The organism is Pediococcus sp. M21F004, assembly GCF_051122535.1.
Classification (GTDB): domain Bacteria; phylum Bacillota; class Bacilli; order Lactobacillales; family Lactobacillaceae; genus Pediococcus; species Pediococcus inopinatus.
The window spans coordinates 1,382,288-1,398,045 of record NZ_CP177314.1; the positions used below are offsets into that span (position 1 = coordinate 1,382,288).

General features: G+C 38.0%; 18 protein-coding genes and 1 tRNA gene. 10 read left to right on the forward strand and 9 right to left on the reverse strand.

The genetic code is table 11. The features are described from left to right. Positions 1-54: 54 nt before the first annotated feature. The 4 genes from ACLHK8_RS07050 to ACLHK8_RS07065 form a co-directional block, all read right to left on the reverse strand. Positions 55-186 carry a hypothetical protein gene (locus tag ACLHK8_RS07050; RefSeq protein WP_269084009.1) on the reverse strand — a complete coding sequence of 44 codons (132 nt, stop codon included), beginning with the start codon at positions 184-186 and terminating at the stop codon, positions 55-57. A gap of 19 nt (positions 187-205) precedes the next feature. Beyond that, positions 206-439 (reverse strand): hypothetical protein, encoded by a 234-nt coding sequence (locus tag ACLHK8_RS07055; protein WP_057774433.1) that lies wholly within the window; start codon positions 437-439, stop codon positions 206-208. Positions 440-441: 2 nt separating this feature from the next. Continuing rightward, a complete protein-coding gene (locus ACLHK8_RS07060) occupies positions 442-987 on the reverse strand; it encodes a CvpA family protein (protein WP_057774430.1) in 546 nt (181 codons plus the stop codon). A gap of 139 nt (positions 988-1,126) precedes the next feature. Further along, positions 1,127-1,714, reverse strand: a complete 588-nt coding sequence (locus tag ACLHK8_RS07065) for a hypothetical protein (protein WP_057774427.1) — start codon at positions 1,712-1,714, stop codon at positions 1,127-1,129. A 155-nt stretch (positions 1,715-1,869) separates the two neighbouring features. Here ACLHK8_RS07065 and ACLHK8_RS07070 point away from each other — a divergent pair, with 155 nt between their 5' ends. Together ACLHK8_RS07070 and ACLHK8_RS07075 are read left to right on the forward strand one after the other, a co-directional pair. Continuing rightward, positions 1,870-2,127: a transposase gene (locus ACLHK8_RS07070; protein WP_434520265.1), complete on the forward strand. Its 258-nt coding sequence runs from the start codon at positions 1,870-1,872 to the stop codon at positions 2,125-2,127. Next, positions 2,112-2,996 carry an IS3 family transposase gene (locus ACLHK8_RS07075; RefSeq protein ID WP_105782191.1) on the forward strand — a complete coding sequence of 295 codons (885 nt, stop codon included), beginning with the start codon at positions 2,112-2,114 and terminating at the stop codon, positions 2,994-2,996. The genes ACLHK8_RS07070 and ACLHK8_RS07075 overlap by 16 nt, the downstream gene beginning before the upstream one ends. Here ACLHK8_RS07075 and ACLHK8_RS07080 read toward each other — a convergent pair. The 4 genes from ACLHK8_RS07080 to ACLHK8_RS07095 form a co-directional block, all read right to left on the reverse strand. Beyond that, positions 2,993-3,760: a hypothetical protein gene (locus ACLHK8_RS07080; RefSeq protein WP_434520266.1), complete on the reverse strand. Its 768-nt coding sequence runs from the start codon at positions 3,758-3,760 to the stop codon at positions 2,993-2,995. The two genes, ACLHK8_RS07075 and ACLHK8_RS07080, sit on opposite strands and share 4 nt — an antisense overlap. A gap of 110 nt (positions 3,761-3,870) precedes the next feature. Then, on the reverse strand, positions 3,871-4,464 hold the full coding sequence (locus ACLHK8_RS07085) for a hypothetical protein (protein ID WP_434520267.1): 594 nt from the start codon (positions 4,462-4,464) through the stop codon (positions 3,871-3,873). A 187-nt stretch (positions 4,465-4,651) separates the two neighbouring features. Next, positions 4,652-4,724: transfer RNA gene (locus ACLHK8_RS07090), tRNA-Ala, on the reverse strand. A 309-nt stretch (positions 4,725-5,033) separates the two neighbouring features. Continuing rightward, positions 5,034-6,263, reverse strand: a complete 1,230-nt coding sequence (locus ACLHK8_RS07095) for an IS110 family transposase (RefSeq protein ID WP_057775612.1) — start codon at positions 6,261-6,263, stop codon at positions 5,034-5,036. 349 nt (positions 6,264-6,612) lie between these two features. Here ACLHK8_RS07095 and ACLHK8_RS07100 point away from each other — a divergent pair, with 349 nt between their 5' ends. From ACLHK8_RS07100 to ACLHK8_RS07120, 5 genes are all read left to right on the forward strand, one after another. After that, entirely contained in the window at positions 6,613-7,557 is a 945-nt protein-coding gene (locus tag ACLHK8_RS07100) for an alpha/beta hydrolase (protein WP_057774296.1), read from the forward strand. A 145-nt stretch (positions 7,558-7,702) separates the two neighbouring features. Next, positions 7,703-8,650 carry a diacylglycerol/lipid kinase family protein gene (locus ACLHK8_RS07105; protein ID WP_082623298.1) on the forward strand — a complete coding sequence of 316 codons (948 nt, stop codon included), beginning with the start codon at positions 7,703-7,705 and terminating at the stop codon, positions 8,648-8,650. Positions 8,651-8,819: 169 nt separating this feature from the next. Next, positions 8,820-9,758, forward strand: a complete 939-nt coding sequence (locus ACLHK8_RS07110; protein ID WP_057774293.1) for an aldo/keto reductase — start codon at positions 8,820-8,822, stop codon at positions 9,756-9,758. 48 nt (positions 9,759-9,806) lie between these two features. After that, positions 9,807-10,133 (forward strand): thioredoxin family protein, encoded by a 327-nt coding sequence (locus tag ACLHK8_RS07115; RefSeq protein WP_057774291.1) that lies wholly within the window; start codon positions 9,807-9,809, stop codon positions 10,131-10,133. Between the two features lie 102 nt (positions 10,134-10,235). Then, positions 10,236-10,904: an MgtC/SapB family protein gene (locus ACLHK8_RS07120; protein WP_057774288.1), complete on the forward strand. Its 669-nt coding sequence runs from the start codon at positions 10,236-10,238 to the stop codon at positions 10,902-10,904. Positions 10,905-10,913: 9 nt separating this feature from the next. On the opposite strand, the gene ACLHK8_RS07125 is transcribed toward ACLHK8_RS07120, so the two are convergent. Then, positions 10,914-11,690 carry an alpha/beta hydrolase gene (locus ACLHK8_RS07125; RefSeq protein WP_063696500.1) on the reverse strand — a complete coding sequence of 259 codons (777 nt, stop codon included), beginning with the start codon at positions 11,688-11,690 and terminating at the stop codon, positions 10,914-10,916. A 111-nt stretch (positions 11,691-11,801) separates the two neighbouring features. Here ACLHK8_RS07125 and ACLHK8_RS07130 point away from each other — a divergent pair, with 111 nt between their 5' ends. From ACLHK8_RS07130 to ACLHK8_RS07140, 3 genes are all read left to right on the forward strand, one after another. Then, entirely contained in the window at positions 11,802-12,437 is a 636-nt protein-coding gene (locus ACLHK8_RS07130) for an SDR family oxidoreductase (protein WP_057774282.1), read from the forward strand. Positions 12,438-12,666: 229 nt separating this feature from the next. Beyond that, on the forward strand, positions 12,667-14,052 hold the full coding sequence (locus ACLHK8_RS07135; RefSeq protein ID WP_057774279.1) for a PTS sugar transporter subunit IIC: 1,386 nt from the start codon (positions 12,667-12,669) through the stop codon (positions 14,050-14,052). A gap of 167 nt (positions 14,053-14,219) precedes the next feature. Then, on the forward strand, positions 14,220-15,659 hold the full coding sequence (locus tag ACLHK8_RS07140) for a 6-phospho-beta-glucosidase (RefSeq protein WP_057774276.1): 1,440 nt from the start codon (positions 14,220-14,222) through the stop codon (positions 15,657-15,659). Positions 15,660-15,758 lie beyond the last annotated feature (99 nt).

A 15,758-nucleotide genomic window follows, 5' to 3' on the forward strand; every position in this document is an offset into this window, starting at 1 on the left:
TAAAGGGATTATTGCAGATGTTGAATCCAGTTTCAAATAATCTTTTTTAATTTCTTATTTGTTCGTTACTTTCACTAAAAATAAGCGATAACCGATGAATAGCAATCCGCTAATGGATCCAATCGCAAACAACGTAAAAATAACCCGACTGATTGCCAGTGTTAAAAAAATTAGTGGTTCTTTCATAATAATCCCCCCGGAAGTTTTAAAGTGACGACGTTTTGAAATCATGGGTCACTGGGTCGTATTCATGTTTAAATAGTGAGCCGTCATGTTCTTCAAAAAAGGTGTTGTCATTTTTTGAATCTAGATAGAAAAAAGAGCTCTTTCCAGCGTTTTTAAAGAGAATGCCAGTTTTAGGAGTGTCGACTTCAGTTAAGGATGCCGTTGGTGTGGCCAAATGAGAAGCAATATATTTTTTGATTAATCGATTATTCATGGTTAGTTTTCCTCATTCGAAATTGTATTAGTATTGCTTGTGTCGTCAGTATTTAAAATATATTTATTTAAAATATCAGAAGAGATTCCGGGTGTTCGTTTGATGATAAATTGGGCCACTGGAGAATCTGATAGTTGTGCTTGATATGCGTCATTGGGGAAAAATTGACTAACACTTAGCAGAATGAAAATTACAAAATAAGCAATTACGATACTAATAATTCCACCTGCCAGACCGTTTACTTGTTTGATCACAGGAATCCAGGTAATCATTCGTGACCAGCGCGCAATCAGGCGAATCAATAACCAACCAATCGCCATTAGAATCATGAAGGAAACGGAGCTCATGACGGCGGTGTTACTGGTAGAACTTTGATTGCTATTAAAAGATGTCGAGAGGAATGAAGCCAGTGGTGTGCAAAGGACTTTGGCAAAGATAAAGACAACGAAGTAACCGACTGTATACAGTAGTTCGATAACAAAACCTTTGTGAAGTCCGCTGGTAAATTTCCACAACAAAATTGCAATAATGATAATCGAGAGAAGCATCGCGCCACCTCCTTTAAATTGAATACTCTGAATTTACCATAAAATGGGGGTATTTTCAGTGAGATTCAAAAAACTTAACATAATTTAAATAGAAGTTAAACGTTTACTGTTAGTTGAATGGGCAAAGTAACAATCTTTTCTAGTTAATATGTCGAACGTTTCCTTGCCAAACCCAACCTTTTGCTTTGCCATGTTGAGATTTAACATAGTAATAAACTGCACCATTTTCTATTTTTTCTTGTTTGGTTGCCATCCATTTTGTTCGAGGATAGTTTTTTAAATGATGTAATCTTTTACCGCCTGGTTTTGAATAGATCCATGCATTGCTATTTTTACGAAGGTATTTAGTAGTTGGCATCGATTTTGACCATATGACAAAATTTTTATTGTAGAGCGTGACCCAGTTTGTTTTGCTGGTATGATCATTTACCCAATAGTAATGTGCTCTACCAAGTCCATTAGCAAAACCCTTTTTGTTTACAATCCAGGCATGGCTGACAGAATGATGAATAGTAATCACATCGCCTCGATGTAAATTAGCAGTAGCACAATAGTAACTTAAATAGTCCGGATTTACCGGGTGAACTTTGCTGATTGTTGTTGTTTTGGTTACAATGACTTTTCTAGGGAATGTCCACCAATTGAAACTGTGTGCACTAACATTAGTTGATACTCCCAAAAGAACAATGCTCACAACCAATATTAATGTGATTCGTAGTTTATACATTTTAAAAACTCCTCCAAGTGTTTATACGGCTTTTTTATGGCATCATGAGTATTTAACCAAAAGTTTTAATTTAGTTATATAGTATTATTATGAAGGTAGTATGAAATCATGGACACGATTTAGTATAATTCCATAATAGGAAGGATTGTGTTTTTATGATCAAGAAAAAGTACTCAGTAGATTTTAGAAAAATGATTGTCAAGCTGTACCAGGATGGCGCCCCGGTAGCTGATCTTACAGACGAATATGGTGTATCAAATGTAACTATTTACAAATGGATTAATCTATATAAAGAAGACAAAGGAAGTGGAATTTCCAAATCAGATGTTTTAGCGTTGCAAAAACGTTTGAAACAGCTAGAAAGTGAGAATGACATCTTAAAAAAAGCCTTAACCATATTCGCCAAAAAGTAAACCCAGATGACTGGCAGACAGCCGTTGATATTAATTTGAAGCACCATAGTATCAAAGAAACCTGTAAAGTACTCTCAGTTCCACGCTCAACTTACTATGAACATCAGCAGAATCATGTATCGCCACAAGCCAAGCGTCGTAAGACACTTAGCCAGTCGATTAAACGCATTTACTTTAATTCTAGACGTATCTACGGGGCACCTAAAATTCTAAAAGCGTTACAAAAAGAAGGTAAGACTGCCAGTATTAAGCTAGTTCAACGATTAATGCGCCAAATGGGGTTAAAATCAATCACGCGCAAGAAGTGGCATTATCAACAAACTAATGATATTGATGCGACTGATTATTCAAATATACTCGCGCAAGATTTTCGTACAACCAGTCCAAATCAAAAGTGGTGTGCAGACATAACTTATATTCACACCAAAGCCAATGGCTGGTGTTATTTATCAAGCATTCAGGATTTATATTCACGTAAAATCATTGCCCATAAAATCAGCCGTCATATGACTGCTGATCTTGTGATCAGCACTTTTCAACAAGCCTTTGAAACTAGAAAGACGACTAATAACTTAATTGTGCATACCGATCTGGGTAGCCAGTACCGCAGTGCTGGCTTTGAACAGATCTTAGCGCAACACCATATTCGCCATTCTTATAGCAAGCGTGGCTGTCCCTATGACAATTCATGTTTGGAATCATTTCACGCCAGTTTGAAAAAAGAAGAGGTTTACCAACACCATTATCAGGATTTTGAAGAAGCAAATGCTGCAATATTCAGCTACATTGAGAGCTTTTATAACAGTGCTCGAATTCACAGTAGCATTGATTATTTAACTCCAAATGAAAAGGAAAAATTAGTCGCTTAAATTATACATAAAATGTGTCCAGATTCTTGACCTAAATCCAGATTTCCGCAATCAATCGGACTTAGTGTTGAAGTAAATAAGGAGTAGTTTTGGCTGGTATCTGGTTTATTAGCGAAATAAATGGTTGAACTACAAAGGATATATCCTCGCTGATTGTCTAGAACGGCGAGATAGTATGCATGATCATTGTGCCAGACTACACTGTTGGCGTTGATTTTTATAGGGCTATAGTCGCCAGTAACATCTATTTTCTTAAAATTAGTATCGAAAAAATTAGCACTATCCATTACATATCCGTCCCGCGCATCACGATAAGGTTTTTCTGAATCAAAACTAGTTTTGGCATTACGGTATTTAACTTGAGAGGCTTGAGCATTATCAATTAAACTTTGTACATTTGTATTAAAATTTGGATCTATATTGCTTGAGGTAGATTGGCTAGAAAGGTATGGTGCGACTAACTTATCTAATTTTGTTACGGCATCTGAATATGCTTGAATTGTTTTATCAGTGCCATTTTTGTAAAAATCATCTTTCTTTGCAGAATTAAATGTGTCATCAATGTTGTTTATTTTATTTTTTAATATAGATTTATCATTGCTACTAAGAGTATGCAGCTTATCGTATTTACTTTTAGCATTATTGTAATCTGACTGAGTACTTTGGCAAGTGTTCAGCAATTTAGTCTCATTACTTATAAAACTAGAACTGATTTTACTAGGAGTACTCATATCTTTTAAATATGAAGCTACGTAAGTATCCAATTTAGTTACAGCATTATTATATACAGAGATTGTATTACTGTTACTTGATTTATAAAAGCTACTATCTTCAGTTGATTTTAAAGCACTATCGAATTTTGAAACTTTATTTTTTAATGTTTTTTGTTTGCTGGAGTTAATACATTTTTAGCATATTTATATGTAATCGTATAAATAGGTTTTTTCGTTAGTTTAACGATTTTGCTGGATTTCAGTGTAAAACCCGAGTATTTTGACTTGGAGGCAGTGTAATAACTAATATTTTTCTTTGGAGCCTTAAATTTAGAATTCAATTTGATTGTTTGCTTACTCGTTGATAGTAATTTATTGGTGGAATCTCTGTAATATACAATCATTGTAGCGTTCTTAATTGTTTTAGGTACAGCTGCAACTTTAATGGTTGTAGTTTTAGTACGGTACCCTTTCTTAGATGCAGAAACTGTTAGTGACCAAACACCTAATTTGTTTACTTTGACATTATATTTACCCTTGCTAGAGGTTTTTGTAGTACCTAAAGTTTTTGAACCATGTTTTACAGTTATTTTTGCTGATTTTGTGGCAGTTCCCGTAACTGTTCTTGATGCAGTATTAAGCTTTGATACTTTTAGTACTGTGTACTTTGTAGATTTTGCCATGGCGCTAGGTGCTAATACTAATGGTGCAACGATCACTAGTAGTACCATTAGTTTTTTAAAAATGTCCTTCATAATTGCTCCTCCAAAAAAATATATACAGCTTTTTATGTCGTCAGTTTTGGACAAAAATTTAAGATAGTTTTCACTAAATGTTTCTTATAAATGTTAAATAATTAATTTGTTTTGTAGCTGAGCTTGCAAAAAAAGGCTATCATGGTAGGCGTTTGGACGCTTAACCACGATAGCCTTTTTCTATCAATGGACCCTAACGGATTTGAACCGTCGACCTCTTACTTGCGGAGCAAGCGCTCTCCCAGCTGAGCTAAGGGCCCAAAAAGTTTACTTAATTAGTATACCGCAAAGTTGTAGAAGAAGGAATTTAAAATTAGTTGAGGTGAGAAAGATACGTTAACGGCAATTAATTGATAGCGGATTCAATTTCATAAGGCTCCTTCATGTTTTAATCATTATTCTAGGATATAATGAAGTTAATAAATAATATGAGCCTTGTGGTAATAAGTCAAGTATGTAAAAAGCTTTGTTTTTATTATTAATCAGTTCTTGAGAGTATAGCTTCCCCAGCCCACTAAAACAGTTAATTTAGCGGGTTAAGAAGGGACTCAGTATCGTAAACTCGAAAGCTATACCACTTTGGGTGGTATATAAAATTGATGGTTTCTAAGCAAGACTTCCACCAATCTTACAAGCTTTCGTGCCGTCAAGACAATAGCTCGACGATGACGATACTTGGGTACCTCTTCATATTTTTTGTGGTAATAGCGTTGGTAAGTAACATCATAACGTCTTATCGAGTTGGCAGCTTCAACTAGATAATAACGAAGATATTGATTACCCTTACGAGTTCGTGGTGTAGCTTGACGAACGCTTGTGCCTGATTCATGTGGTAACCAAGCCAGGCCAGCATACTTGGCAATATGACTTTCATCGGGAAAACGTTCAATTTGACCAATTTCTGCCACAATACCAGCCGCATAAACTGGGCCAATACCGGGAACACTAGTTAAACAATTGATATCTGTGATTTGAGTAGATATCTGTGTAATTGTTTTATCCAAAACTTGGATTTGTTTTTTTAACATCCGAATTTCATTCGCATAGACCGCCAAAATTTCATCAACAGAATCTGTTACGACTTTTGATAGGCGATAAGAAGAACGGGTTGCTTTCTTAATAGCTTTAGCAACGGCTTCGGCATCACCAAACTTACCGTGAGCTAACTGTTGAAGATGGGTGACTAATTCATCAAGAGGTAGCGCCGCTGCCTCGTCCAAGGTTAACTCTTCATCAGTAATTAGGGTCATCATAGTTGAACCAAAAACGGATGTTGGCAGCTCCCGTTCTAACGTATTACAACGATAATAAAGATTATTCAAAAAATGATTTTTAGAATCAGTCATTTGTTTAACCAAGTGATAACGTTCCCGTGTTAGACGTTGCAAAGCCACATAGTTTTCTTGGCGAGCAACTGAAGTTCCCAGTGGTTTGATCCGTAACAAATCAGCTAATTGTTTGGCATCAATCGCATCCGTCTTACCATCATCAAATAACTGGCTAAAATGATGTGACGTATAGGGGTTAATGGTGATAACCGATAAGCCTAAGGCTTGTAACTCGCTATCTTCGGCGAAAAAAGTCATCGGATGAAAATTATAGACCGAGGTGGCTTCCATACCAACAGTTATCTTTTCATAATGGTGGGTTTTAGTCTCAGTTAAGATTACCTGTTTAATTTTAACGGCACCATTAAGATCATTAGTAGTTTCATCTTGAAAACGGCAATGTTGATCAGAATCTAAAGCACAAAAGTCTAATTTATTTTTACCAACATCAATACCTAAATATAAATTCATAGGATAGGACCTCCTTTCACTTTGAATTAATTGGATAAGCTTAGGTGCTGCGTGATGTTCTCTAATTCCAACTCTAACGGGCATCCTCGCAATATAAGAAGACTAGATTAAAAGATTCAGCTGCGTGTCACGCGAGTGAACACGAATCAAATTAATCGCTACAGCTTGTGGTTTGCGGTGTTTCGAATTGTCTGGGCGGCGCGCTTATAACGTAGATAATCTACAGGAGATGAAAGCCTATACCAGTTGGACCTAAATCCAATGAACAATTAGAGAATATCACGCAACATCTAAGTAGGGAATAGTAAATAACAAAGTTTCAAATTATATAATACGAGGAGATGATGACGTGCGCACAAAGCAGATTTTAAAAGTGGCAGGCATATCATTAATTGGTGTAGCGGCAAGCCTGGGGATTAGTAGTTTAGTGAGTTATCAAAAGGGAATTAAAACGACTAAATCACAAAAACGGCGTGCTATTCAGAATGCCCATAAAAATGATAAGACACTTGATAGTTATGATTGGTATAAACAGTTAATTAAACAGACTTGGTTTATTCGAGCTGAGGATGGGATTCATTTAGCGGCTATTTACCTTTCCAATAATAGTGATAAAACAGTTATTTTAGCGCACGGTTATCACAATGTGCACGACCAAATGATTCCATATGCCAAGTTATTTATGGATTTGGGGTATAACGTCTTAATGCCAGATGCACGTGGTCATGGCGTCAGCGATGGGCACATTATCGGTTTTGGTTGGCTGGATCGACGCGACTATATCAAATGGATTGAAGAAGTGAACAAACGCAGTAAAATCAGGCAGGAAATTGTTTTGTTTGGCGTGAGCATGGGAGCTGCCACCGTTTTGGCGACCGCCGGTGAAGCAGACTTGCCTAAGAATGTGGACGCAGTTATCGAAGACAGTGGCTTTAGTTCAGCTCAAAAAGAATTTAGTTATCGCTTGGGACACCACTACTTTCTGCCACCATTTCTTAGTGTTTTTGTAAGTCTCATGACGCGAGTGACGGGTGGCTATTCGCTTAAAGAAGCTGATATTGCGCAGCAGGCGGCCAACATTTCGATTCCGGTTCTGATGATTCACGGGGATGCCGATCGGTACGTGCCAGTTGAAATGATGGCTGAAATTAAGTCGTCACTTGCTAAACAGTTACCAAAAGAGAGCCATCGGGTTCATGGCGCGGATCATGTGCAGTCTAGATCAGCTGATCCTAAAAAGTATCAACAAACCATTGAGGACTTTTTAAAACAGTGGGTAGATAAAACTAAATAGCTATGAATAAGAGGCAGAGCTGCAAATGGTTTTGTCTTTTTGTTTGACAAAAAATCTGATAATGACGATATTCGCATGGTTTTCATTTAAATTCGTATGGTAAACTAGAGCGAAATGATTATAAAGTTAAGTGTGGTGAGTTTCGGTGACAGAAAAAAGACCAAACTTCCTAATGATTGTGAACCCTTTTGCAGATGCTGGACAGGCGAAAAAGATTTGGCAGAAAATTGAAGTTCAATTGAAGGAAGCAAAAGTTAATTATAGAGTAGAAATGACAGATCATCCCGGAAACGGTGTGCAACTTGCTCGAGAATTTGCGCTACATCATAAATTAGGTGAAAACTGGGTAGTAGTTGCTGTTGGTGGTGATGGGACGTTACATGAAGTTCTAAACGGGCTTCATTTAGGTGGCGGTGATCAGATTCCTTTGGGCTATTTGCCCGCCGGTTCTGGAGATGACTTTGCCCGCGGCGTTCGGCTTCCAACTCAGCCTTTAGCTGCAGTTCAGAAGTTTCTTGAAGTTCAACATACCACTGAATTAGATGTAGGCGTTTATAAAGACCGGATAGACGCACACGAAACGTTATTCACGAATAATGTCGGTGTGGGGTTTGATGCTTCAGTAGTGCATGCCGCTAATGCTGGTCAAAAAGATAATTTGAAGAAATATCATATGCAATCGAATGCGTATGTGGCGTCTTTGATTAAGACATTTTTTAAACAAGATGCATTTGGATTAACTGTAAAAACTGACGAAACCGAAAGAAAATTTCAACACGCCTTTTTAGTTACCACAACAAACATAAAATACTTTGGTGGTGGCGTGCCGATTATGCCACTTGCTGATTTACACGACGGTAAGTTAGATTTGGTTGTGGTCGAAAAAATGAATGCAGTGCGGTTTGTGAAGCTCTTTGTTCAAATGCTCGCGACAGGGAATCATCTGAAATCACCGGTCGTTCATCATTTTCAAACCAAACAACTACATATTGAAACTGATATGCCTGAAAACGGTCAAGTAAACGGTGAGAATATTCAAAAACAGAAATTTGACCTTGATTTTTGGGTGACACAACGACCATTTTGGATTTAAAAAGTATGTAATAATCGCTATGAATGCAGGATTGCTTGCGTTTGTGGCGATTTTTTAAGATTTATTTTAAATTTTCTGAACCGAGGCGGATTATATGCTTTTTTAATAAATGACGTTCAGAATGAATATGAATAAAAGAGTCGCAATATTTGATCGGAGGGCATTTTAAATGGTAGAAAATGTAAAAATTGGTAAGACAAATGTGATGGCGACACCACTTGGATTAGGAACAAACGCGGTCGGTGGCCATAATCTATTTCCTAATTTGAATGACGAGGATGGTATTCAAATTGTCAAAACAGCTTTAGATCATGGTGTTAATTTCTTAGACACGGCCTATGCGTATGGTTTCGGCCGATCAGAAGAGTTAATTGGTAGAGCAATTCAGGGATATGATCGTAAAAAAATTGTGATTGCGACCAAAGCAGCACAGACTCCCGGTCATCCAGATCAATTGAATAATTCGCCGGAGTTTCTCAAACAAGCAGTTGAGGATGCACTAAAAAGGCTTCAAACAGATTATATTGATATTTTCTATATTCATTTTCCAGATGGAAAGACACCGTTAAATGAAGCTGTTAAAGCTTTGGAAGAAAAACGTCAAGAAGGAAAAATTAAGGCAATTGGGATCTCCAATGTGTCTCTTGATCAAGTAAAAGAGGCTAATAAAGATGGTTTAGTTGATATTGTTGAAAATCAGTATAGTTTACTTCATCGAGATGCAGAAAAAGAACTCATGCCTTATTTAAAAGCAAACCAAATCTCGTTTGTACCATTTTTCCCACTCGCTTCCGGATTACTAACTGGTAAGTATTCAAGCAGTGTTTCGTTTGAATCGGATGATATTCGACATAGCAATCCAGATTTTCAAGGGCAACGTTTTGTAGACATCGTAAAACGGGTACAGCAGTTGCAACCTATGGCGGACAAGCATCAAAGTACGATTGCTCAAATTGTTTTGGCGTGGTATATTAAAAATCCGGATGTTTCTGTGGTTATTCCAGGAGCTAAAAAAGCTAAACAAGTTGCCGCTAATGCGGATGCGCAAAAAGTTACCCTATCTAAAGAAGAATATGGTACAATAAATTCATTGTTTAAGGACTTATAAAAAGTAAGCATTAAACAAATAAATTTCAATTTTACGGGAGGAATTATAATGGATGCACAAGAACAACAATTAACGGATCAAGAAATCCTTGATACGATTAAGACTGGTAAAAAAATGCTATTTTTCACAGCTGGATGGTGTCCTGATTGCTCATTCATTAAGCCTGTAATGCCAGAAATTGAAGCTGAATACAACCAATATGATTGGGTAACAGTGGACCGTGATGCTAATATCAAGATTGCACAACAATTTGGTGTTATGGGAATTCCAAGTTTCATTGCCTTAGAAGACGGTGAAGAAATTGGCCGCTTTGTGAATGGCGCTCGAAAGACTCGTCAAGAAGTAGAGGATTTTGTAGATAGTATCGGCAAATAATAAAACGAATCATTAAAAAATAAGCAGGATCGACTGTATACTTAATACAGTTGATCCTGTTTTTCGTATGGGAAAATAAATTTTAAGGAGGTTAGAAGTAACATGTCAATTTCTACACAATTTGATTTGATTTTACGTGTATTAATTGCAGGTGCTTGTGGGTTTGCGATTGGATATGAGCGTGATGCGCGCGCCAAAACTGCCGGGCTGCGGACACACATCATTATTGCAGTTGGTTCAGCATTAATGATGATTGTATCTAAATATGGTTTCATGGATTTGCTGGGAAATAAAGGAATTGGACTAGATCCGTCCCGGATTGCGGCTCAGATTGTGAGCGGGATTGGGTTTATTGGCGCCGGCACTATCATTGTAAAACACGAAGATGTTAACGGCCTAACCACTGCGACTGGGCTATGGACGACGGCTGGCGTCGGGATGGCAATTGGGGCTCGCATGTACATTGTGGGAATTTTCTCTGCACTACTGGTTTTGGCTACCCAAATTATGTTGCACCGTGATTTGAGCTGGCTGCATTTACCCTATTATAGTGAAGTCAGGCTGAGGGTGCAGGTTGGTGATCATAACGTCTCGATGATCCAAAAGCGACTTGAAAAAAATGACATAACTGTAGCGAGTGTGCACGTTAGAAAAGCAGAGACCCAGGATACTGTGCGCATGACCATTCAATATCCAGAGTCGTTTAATAAAGAAAAAATAACTGAAATTTTGGAAGCTATCCCAGAAATTGTGGAGATTGAAATTTATTGAGCACTGCTGTTAGTTCCACAAAAATTCGGCCACTAATTTATCTACTTGGGGATTTTCATGGAGAGCACTATGTTGCGCCTGGCCGCGGTTACCTGTAATTGTGACGTGGCGGTAACTTGCTACATGGCCATTCACAATTGTTTTTAGATTCTCATTGCTTTTCAAGGGGACTGCAGTATCAGTACCGGTGTGATTCAAGTCACCCGCAATGTTGAGAATTTTAAGATTGGCTGGAATATTGGCGGCGGTAATTGCCAAGCCATTGTCGGGTGTGATATAGCCAAACGGCGTTCCGATGGCGACAAATTTATTAACCGTTGGATATTGGTTGGTTTGGGCCTGTTTGTTTTCCAAATACTGCAACACCACACTGCCACCCATTGAATGGGCAACAAAATTAACTTTCTTAATGTGGTAAACAGTTTTTAGTTCTTTCATGAAGGCTGGTAGAAACTGCATTTGTTTTTGAGGATCTGTATTGTCCGTGAAGGTTAATTGAATGAGTGGATTATTGGTCAGCACACCCTTTCTTTGAATATGGGCTTGGCCGCGAGTATCAATATTCACTTTTAAAGCTGCATGAGCTAAATTTTTATGATCTAAGCGGTGAATCATACCATTAAAAGTATGGGCACCGCCTTTATAGCCGGGAATAAAAATAGTTGCTGTGTTATCACCAGTGACTTTGACATGATTTAGCGGTGTATCACGATGCTGCCAATAAACAGTTACCCCAATTAGAAGAACGATAAGTAAAAGGAAGCCGCGAACTAACTTTTGTTTCATAATAAATAAGAACCCTTCAAGCATTTTTGTTTTAACATAGCATGTAAAAATGATAGTGTAAATTTAGGAATCATAATAATTACGGAAGTTTAAACAATAGGAGGTTTTTACATGAAAGTATTTGTAATTGGCGCACATGGTCAAATCGGGCAACTCTTAGTCAAACAATTGTTGGCAAACGGTGATGAAGTAGTAGCCGGAATTCGTGACGATAAACAGAGTGACTTTTTTAAAGATCAGGGTGCAGAAACCCGGCACTATGATTTAAATGAACAGCCGGAAGAACTGGCAAAGTCCTTATCTGATGTTGATGCGATTGTGTTTAGTGCTGGATCTGGTGGTAAAACCGGTGATGACCAGACGCTTTTGATTGATCTAGATGGTGCTGTTAAGAGCATGGAAGCCGCTGAAAAAGCCGGCACCAAACGTTTTGTCTTAGTGAGTGCCATGAATGCCGAAGATCGTACGCGTTGGACGGCCATCAAACCGTATTATGTTGCGAAACATTACGCCGATTTATATTTAAAGGATGAAACGAATTTAGATTACACAATTGTAAAACCTGGTGCGTTAACAAATGATGCTGGTAAAGGTGGCATTGTTTTGGATCAGCAAACTGGTAAAATTGCGCGTGAAGATGTGGCAGCTGTCCTCGTTTCGGTTCTTCATAATCCGGAGACAATCAAAAAAGAATTTGCAGTTAGCAGTGGAGAAACGCCAATTAGTGATGCAGTAAAGCAGCTCTAATCCGCGTTATGTAAACACTCAAAGCTGTTTCATGGAACATGTTCCAAATTAGGTACTTGAACCCTAATTGGAACATGTTTTTTATTTGCGAAACACCTGTACAATAACAAAAGAGAGTGGTTATAATGTATCTGTTGAAAGCGCTTCACGTTACATAATCTTTGGCCAAAGATTTTTCAATTATTTTCTTTAGAACATATATAAGCAATTATTAGTTGAGGTGATATTAATGAACGATTGGATTAACAACAAACTTCTGCCACCAATTATGAAGTTTGTTAATACAAAAGCGATCACGGCTTTAAAGAATGGGATGTTAGTCAGTTTACCATTCATTATGGTCGGATCAATCTTCTTACTGCTAAGTGCATTTCCATTACCAGCAGTTGCCACTTTCATGGATAATACTGGTTTAACGCCTTACTGGACACAAGCATACAATGCTTCATTTGGGATCTTAGCCGTCTTTGCCGTAGTTGGGATTGCGTACAACTGGGTAAAAGATGATGGGTTTGAACCACTTCCAGCCGGGATGACCGCGTTGGTAAGTTTCTTCCTTATCATGCGTCCTACAACAGCTGTTATGAACGCAGCTGGTAAAACAGTTGTTTCAGCTACACAAGCTCCTACAATGTTAACTGGATTTATCGATCGGACTTGGCTTGGTGGTCAAGGAATGATCGCTGCTATCATTATTGGATTATTAACTGGTTGGATTTACTCATGGTTTATCAAGCATCATATTACAATTAAATTACCAGAGCAGGTTCCACCAGCAGTTGCAGAATCATTTGTCGCTTTAATCCCTGCATTTGTAATCATTACTGGTTGGTTGATTGTATACATGCTCTTTGATGCAACAGCTCACACAACAATGACACAGTGGATTTACCAAACCATCCAAACACCTTTACAAGGATTAACAGATTCATTTGGTGGAGTTTTGATTATTTCACTATTGATTCCATTCTTCTGGTTCTTTGGTGTTCATGGCGCGGTTATTGTCAGTGGTATTATGACACCAATCCTGACTGCTAACAGTTTACAAAATGCCGCAATCTTTAAAGCACACGGTGTTGTTACTGCCGCAAACGGTGGCCATGTCTTTGTTCAATCACTACTTGATCAATTTGGTACCGTAACTGGTTCTGGGATGACAATTGGATTAGTCTTCTTCATGGCGTTTATGGCCAAATCAGCTCAAATGAAGAGTATTGGTCGTTTGTCATTCTTACCAGGGCTTTTCAACATTAACGAACCTGTTTTATTCGGGGTTCCAATTGTTATGAACCCACTTTTAATCATTCCATTTATGTTTATGCCTGCAATTTCAATGGGCTCCACATACTGGTTAATTAAATTAGGTGTTATTCCATACTTCACAGGTGTTCAAGTTCCATGGACCACCCCACCAATTCTTTCTGGTTTGTTAGTCGGTGGTTGGAAGATGATGATTTGGCAAGCAGTTGTCTTAGTATTATCATTCTTCGTATACTTACCATTCGCTCACAAGCAAGATCAAATCTTGTATGGACAAGAACAAGCTGCTTTGGACTCAGAAGCACATACTAAAGAAGCTGAAGCTGCTGCAACAACAGAACACGCAACAGACTAGCTTACCTAAAAAATCTATTTATGGCGATGAAAATCAAAGTGAATAGATTTTTTTATAAAAGTTATTGAAAGCGCTATGAAAATAATTGTTTTTCTGTGTAAAACGTTTTCAAAGTGCGCTATACTTGAAATGTACATGAATACTAAAATGAGAGGAGTTCATTAGATATGAGTAAATTAAAGGATGGCTTTTTATGGGGCGGCGCAGTTGCAGCTCACCAACTAGAAGGTGGTTGGCAAGAAGGCGGCAAAGGTGTCAGTGTCGCAGATGTGATGACGGCAGGAGCTAATGGCGTGCCGCGTGAAATCACGGATGGTGTGTTGCCTGGAAAGAACTATCCTAATCATGATGGCATCGATTTCTATCATCGTTACAAGGAAGATGTAAAGTTATTCGCGGAAATGGGCTTTAAGTGTTTCCGAACATCGATTGCTTGGACGCGAATCTTTCCAAATGGGGATGAAGATAAGCCAAATGAAGCAGGATTGAGATTTTACGACGCCTTATTTGATGAATGCCATAAATACGGTATTGAACCAGTTATTACCTTGGCTCACTTTGAAATGCCATATCATCTTATTAAAGAGTATGGTGGTTTCACAAATCGTAAAGTGATCGATTTTTACATGAACTTTGCGGAAACTTGTTTCAAACGTTATAAGAACAAAGTGAAATACTGGATGACATTTAATGAAATTGATAACCAAAGTGATTTCAACAGTGAATTTTCAGTTGCCACAAACTCAGGAATTTTGTTTAGCAATGTAAAAAAAGAAGACCGCGAAGCTGCTATGTATCAGGCTGCCCATTATGAGTTAGTCGCAAGTGCTAAAGCAGTTAAAGTGGGTCATGAAATTAATCCTGATTTCCAAATTGGTTGCATGATTAACATGACGCCAATTTATCCATTGAATGCCGATCCAAAGAATATTATGTTGGCAGAACGCATGATGCAACGTCGTTATTGGTTCTCTGATGTGCATGCAAATGGTGCTTATCCAAATAACATTGAGACATATTTGAAACGTAAGGGATACCGTAAAGATATTACCGATGAAGATCGTGAAATCTTGAAACAAGGCACCGTTGATTATATTGGTTTAAGTTACTACAATTCGATGACTGTTAAAGCAGATGGCATCGACTTAGATGGTGATATTAATCCTGAAGAGCCGGTCACCAAGAATACAACTTTGGAAACTAGCGAATGGGATTGGCCAATTGATCCAGTTGGCTTACGTTACTCTCTAAACTGGTTGACGGACCGTTATCATTTGCCATTATTCATCGTCGAAAATGGGTTAGGTGCCCGTGATAAAGTTGAAGCGGATGGTAGCATTCATGATCCATATCGTGTAGATTACTTGCGTGCCCACATTGCCGAAATGGAAAAGGCTGTGGCTCTCGATGGTGTTGATTTAATGGGTTACACACCATGGGGTTGCATTGATCTTGTTTCTGCCGGAACAGGCCAGATGTCCAAACGTTATGGCTTCATCTATGTTGATAAAGATGATGACGGTAAAGGGACATTGGATCGTTCTAAGAAGGATTCGTTTGATTGGTATAAGAAAGTAATTGCCAGCAATGGTGAGGACTTGAAATAAAAACGTTTTAAAAAAAGAGGATCTGAAATAAAAATGTTGCGGTCATCTTGTTTGAACGTAGCGTTTTGTTTCAATCCTCTTTTCATACATAATGTAAAG